Below are 481 nucleotides of genomic sequence, written 5' to 3' on the forward strand. Positions count from 1 at the left end.
CCCGTCCTCTCCGGGGAGATCCGCCCCAGTACGTGAGGTGGCGACTGCGGTGTGTATCTGGCTATACAGTGGCGGGACCGCGCCGGATTCTCACCGGCTTCCACGATCCGCAGTCGCCCTATCGCCGTCGATGTTAGGTCAAGCGGGGCCGACCACCGGCAGCAGCGCCATCTCCCTGGCGTTCTTGATCGCCGTGGCGACTTGACGCTGCTGCTGCGGGGTGAGCCCGGTGATGCGCCGGGACCGGATCTTGCCCCGCTCACTGATGAAGGGGCGCAGCAGGTGGACGTCCTTGTAGTCGACCTCGGTCACCCCGAGGGCAGTCAGTTGATTGCGCCTCGGCTTCTTGAGTTCGGTGGCCGGCGGGCGCTTCTTGGTGTTCTTCCGGGAGTTCGACACCATCACCAGCTCGACTTCCGCACGCCCGGCAGTTCACCGCGGTGTGCCAGTTCGCGCACCCGGACCCGCGACAGCCCGAACT

At 66.5% G+C, this 481-nt stretch carries 1 protein-coding gene, 1 pseudogene and 1 riboswitch; the gene and the pseudogene both read right to left on the bottom strand.

Annotated features, from left to right (window positions below; translation table 11 throughout):
* Positions 1 to 34: 34 nt before the first annotated feature.
* Positions 35 to 138, bottom strand: a riboswitch (cobalamin riboswitch).
* Complete coding sequence (gene rpsR, locus RM844_RS32290) at positions 139 to 402, bottom strand: 30S ribosomal protein S18 (protein ID WP_311671008.1); 264 nt, start codon at positions 400 to 402, stop codon at positions 139 to 141. It lies immediately after the preceding riboswitch.
* Positions 402 to 481 (bottom strand): annotated as a pseudogene (locus RM844_RS32295) (uS14 family ribosomal protein); the annotation flags it as partial. The pseudogene RM844_RS32295 and the gene rpsR, both read right to left, overlap by 1 nt.

Source organism: Streptomyces chisholmiae (assembly GCF_031845445.1).
GTDB classification, from domain to species: Bacteria; Actinomycetota; Actinomycetes; order Streptomycetales; family Streptomycetaceae; genus Streptomyces; species Streptomyces chisholmiae.